Origin of the sequence: Streptomyces sp. NPDC093984 (assembly GCF_044764595.1) — a bacterium.
Taxonomy (GTDB): domain Bacteria; phylum Actinomycetota; class Actinomycetes; order Streptomycetales; family Streptomycetaceae; genus Streptomyces; species Streptomyces cynarae.
Genome location: NZ_JBIWIM010000045.1, coordinates 1 through 4423 on the forward strand (window position 1 = coordinate 1; position 4423 = coordinate 4423).

Genomic DNA, 4423 nt, shown 5'->3' on the forward strand with positions numbered 1-4423 from the left:
CAGCCGCACGGCCTGCCCGAGATCACCAACCCCGACGTCATCTACGCGGGGCAGCGAGTCACCGTGCCCGGCGCCCAGCCCGACCAGCCGCCCCAAGACCAAGGCCACGGTGAGGAGTCCAGCAGCCAGGAGACCACTCCCCCGACCACCCAGAACCCCGACGACACGCAGACGCCGAGCGACAGCACGGGGAATGCACCAGCGCCCGCACCCAGCCAGACCCAGGCGCCTGCACCGCAGTCGTCGGCGCCCACCGCGCCGCCCAGTCGCCCGGCCGAGCAGCCCGGACAGGATCAGTCCTCACCCTCCGCTGCGGCGTCCGCGACACCCGAGCCCAGCGCCAGCGCCTCGGCTTCTGCCACCACGCCGTCGGCGTCGGCCGAGCCGTCCGGCTCCGCTGCCTCCTCCTCCGCGCCCAAGCCCCCGGCGACGGCTCCGGCCAGCAGCCCGCTGAACCTGCGGATCGCGCTCGGCGCCGGCGCGCTGCTCGCCGCCGCCGTCACCGGTGCGCTCGCCCTGCGCAGGACGCTGCAGCGCCGACGCCGCAAGCCGGGCGAGAAGATCGCCATCGCAGCGGAGACCTCCCCAGCGGAGGCGCAGTTGGCAGCGGCCGCCGAGCCGGGCGGCGCTGCCCGCCTGGACGTGGCGCTGCGGACCCTGGCTCACCACGTGGCCCAGCAGGAGGAGGACGACGCGGTCCTGCCGCCGCTGCGGGCCGCCCGGATCGGGACCCGTGCGGTCCAGGTGCTGCCCGAGGACCTCGCCCAGGAACCGGTGGCGCCGTTCACCGCCGGGCGGGGCGGCTGGTGGGTCCTTCCCGCTGAGGCCGCCCTCCTGGACGAGGAGGCCGCCCGCGAGGTGCCCCCGCCGTATCCGGGGCTGGTCACGATCGGCAGCACCCAGGCGGGCGACCTGCTGCTGCTCAACCTCGCCGCCCTGCCCGCCCTCCTGCTGGACGGCAACCCGGTCCACATCACCGAGGTGTGCACCTCACTCGCCCTGGAACTCGCGATGAGCCCGTGGGCCGCCGACATCGAAGTCGTCACCGTGGGGTTCGGCGAGGACCTGCCGCAGCTGCTGCCCACCGCCCGGATCGCCCACATGCGCCAGGCCGACCACGCGCTGCGCGATCTGAGCGAACGCCTGCTCGAAGCACACCAGATGCCCGAAACCCAGCATCAGCCGTATCTGCTGCTGTGCGCCTCCGTCCTGGACGAGGACACCGCCTGGCAGTTCGCCGACGTGATCTCCCGGGCGGGGGCGGTGCCCGTCACGCTGATCGCCCCGGCGAGCACCGCGGCCGCCCGCTTCCCCGAGGCGGAGATCCTCAACGCCTCCCTCAACGAGCCGCAGACCCTCGACTACGCCCGCACCGACATCACCGTGCAGTGCCTGGAGCACGCCGCCTACCAGCAGATCACCACCGCGTTGAAAGTGTCCGGGCAGCCGCCCCACCCAGCCGAAGGACCCTGGGAAGACGTCCCGGACGAGCTCGACAGCACGCAGCAGCCCGAACAGGCATCGCCGGAAAAGCCGGCGCCCGCAACCACTGCCGCCTCGATCCCGTCACCGGCGGCGGCAACGGACGTGAGCAGCGAGGTCTTCCCGGCCCTGCTCGCCGCCAGCACCGATCCGTCCGGGCTCCGTCTCCTCTCCCCCACCGCATCGTCGACCCAACTCGACGACGAAACCGGACCGGGCACCGAAGCAGCGCTGTCTCCGGCCCCGGCGTCCCCGGCCGCTGCGGACTCCATCGGCACGGCACAGGCGGCGAAGGCCGACGTCCCGGCGGCCGTCCTCGAGGAGCCCGCGGTGCCGGAAGGGGAAGAGTGCGAGGCGCAGGATCTGCACGCCCCGGAGATCCGGGTGCTGGGGCCAGTCGAGGTGACGGGCGTGGACAGCACCGGTCACGGCCCCAGGATGGCGCAGCTGGCCGCCCTGTTGTATTTCCGGCCCGGCCGGAGCGCGGACGTGGTGTGTGCCGACATGGACCCCGTCAGCCCCTGGTCCACCAGCACCCTCAACGCACGAATGCAGGGCCTGCGCAGCTGTCTGGGCAGCGACCCTTCCGGCAACCTCTACGTCCCGCGCCGCAAGGCCGGCGAGGACCCCTACCGGCTCGCTCCCAGCGTGCGCTGCGACTGGACCCGCTTCCTCCAACTCGCCGAACGCGCGCTACCGCTGGGCCCATCCGGCCTGCCCGACCTCGAGAAAGCGCTGTCCCTGGTGCGGGGCAAACCATTCGGCGGCCGGCCCCTGCCCTGGGCCGAGCCCCACCAGCAAGAAATGATCACCCGGATCATCGACATCGCACACACCGTCGCCACCCACCGCACCCCCGCAGGCCCCCACCACGACCTCAACGCCGCCCGCCAGGCCGTCGCAACCGGCCTCGACGTCGACGACACCGCAGAGCTGCTGTACCGGGACTGGATGCGGATCGAACATGCCGCCGGCAACCGGCAAGGGCTGCACACCACGATCACCCGCGTGCAACAGGTCAACCGGGATTTGGACTGCTCACTGGAGATCGAGACTTCTCAGCTCATCAACCAACTCCTCAACGGCTCGGACACGGCGGTACGCAAAGCTCTGTAGCCGTGGGTGCGCAGGGCCGCACGGTGCGCGCTACTGGCCGCGGGCAACGTCCCGGGCCGCGTAGGCGAGCAGTTCGCCCAAGCCCCAGGCATCTGCCTCACGGGATGGGGGGGGAATCTCAGTTCCGTCGCGCCGCCCCGTCCGGCCATACAACGTCCACCGGCAGTCCGGAATCCCTGGCTTCGAGGACGGTGTCTGCAGTCCCGCCGCCCTTGCCGGACGGTGGCTCGCCGTTCCAGACGGCGACAAGGCGATCAGCGCGCTGCAGGAGCGTGCGGTTGGCGTCCTCGTACGCGGAGCGGTTCGCGGTGTCATGGTCCAGGATGAGGACCTCGGCGGCGGATCCCACCAGTCGGTCGAAGGTCTCGGCGTGATCGGACTTGACCTTGTTCTGCCGGTAGTCCTTCGAGGGGATCACCGCAACCAGACGGCCGCCGAGATCCAGCACAGCTTCAGCGAACAGGCTGTCGGAGCCTTTGGCGATGCACGAGATGCCGACCAGGTCACCGTCCGCGGCATACTGCTTCAGCGTCTCCCTCAACGCATCGCGCACGAGCGGCACGCTAGCGTCGGTCAGGTCCATATGCCCAGTCACGGCGATCGCGGTCACGATTCTCCCTCAGTTCGACAGCAGGTCGCGGACCATTGTGCGGACTTCCGCGACGCGCGGCGAGACGCTCCGGCCGACGGTGTATGGGTACAACTGGCTGAGCTGGGCGCGGACGCGGGTGGACTGGGTACGGGCCGCAGCCTCGACGGCGTGCTGTGTGTGGTCGACGGCGCCGACCACGTCACCCATGAGGAAGTGGCACTCCGCCAGACCGATCATGTCGAGAGCGTGACTGCGTCCCGCCTCCGGACCTCGTCGCTTCACAGCCTGGCGGATGGAGTCCGCGGCTGCCTCGGCGTGCTCTTTGGGCTGTTGCCGGGCCATTTCTAGAAGTCGCCCGCCGGTCACACCCGCCAGCTCGGCTTCGTCGAAGTACGCAATCCAGTACGGCTCATCATCCGTTTCGGCGTCGGCGAGAGCTTCAGCTGCCTCCTCGGTGGCACGTCTGAAGGCGGACGGGCGCCCCAGCGCCGCGTAGGCCCAGGCTTCCCGCGTGTGCAGCATCGCCCGAAGCCGGGCTCCCGCCTTTCTCCCCGCCCCTTTCTGAGCAACGTGCACGAGTTCGAGTGCGTCCTGCGGACGGTCCCGGTACAGCATCTGCCTCGCCATGCCCGCGAGCACGTTGGCGCCGAAGGCGGCATCACCTCCGGCATGCGCTGCGCGCAACGCGAGCAGGTAGTAGGCCTGCGCTTGCCGCTGGAGACCGGAGTCCCATGCGATCGTCGCGGCCGTGCCGCCGAGGTAGGCCATCACCCGGAATAGGCCTCGCTCGATGTCCGGCGCCTGGTGCTCTTCGAGGTGACTGGCCACCTCGTTCAGCTGCCCCACAACGGCCTTTCGACGCAGGCCTCCGCCGAAGCGATGGTCCCAGGCGCGGAAGGCGCGCGCCGTACCTTCCAGCTCTTGCACCTCCCGCATTCCGATGCGGCCTCGGCGATTCCCAGGTTCCGGCGCAGGCGCGGGCTGCAGCCAGCCCTCGAGGGAGTCCAGAAGGGCGGCGCCGGACAGGGCGGCGCCAGCGAGGGCGCGGGTCGCAGCGCGGCGGTCCATCATGAGGTCACTCCTGGTCAGATCTGCGGCCAAGTGCACGGTCGCGGTAGGGCGCCAGGACGGGTCGTCAGATACTGACTTCGGCTCGTTAGGGTGATCCGCCTCAAAGTCCCAAGTGATGCCGAGCGGTTGGTTGTATCTCCTGGTGTGTGAGGTATGCGGATG

3 protein-coding genes are annotated in these 4423 nt (G+C 70.6%); 1 reads left to right on the forward strand and 2 read right to left on the reverse strand.

Annotated elements, in window-relative coordinates:
• Positions 1 to 2598: hypothetical protein (locus tag ACIRC0_RS39605; protein ID WP_403626980.1), on the forward strand; the 2598-nt coding region annotated here is incomplete at its 5' end.
• Between the two features lie 118 nt (positions 2599 to 2716).
• On the opposite strand, the gene ACIRC0_RS39610 is transcribed toward ACIRC0_RS39605, so the two are convergent.
• Entirely contained in the window at positions 2717 to 3208 is a 492-nt protein-coding gene (locus tag ACIRC0_RS39610) for a hypothetical protein (protein ID WP_403626982.1), read from the reverse strand.
• Positions 3209 to 3217: 9 nt separating this feature from the next.
• Positions 3218 to 4261: a hypothetical protein gene (locus tag ACIRC0_RS39615; protein WP_403626985.1), complete on the reverse strand. Its 1044-nt coding sequence runs from the start codon at positions 4259 to 4261 to the stop codon at positions 3218 to 3220.
• Positions 4262 to 4423 lie beyond the last annotated feature (162 nt).

Coding starts and splice junctions, on each gene's coding strand:
- ACIRC0_RS39615 (WP_403626985.1), bottom strand. CDS start 4,261: ATGATGGACCGCCGCGCTGCGACCCGCGCCCTCGCTGGCGCCGCCCTG.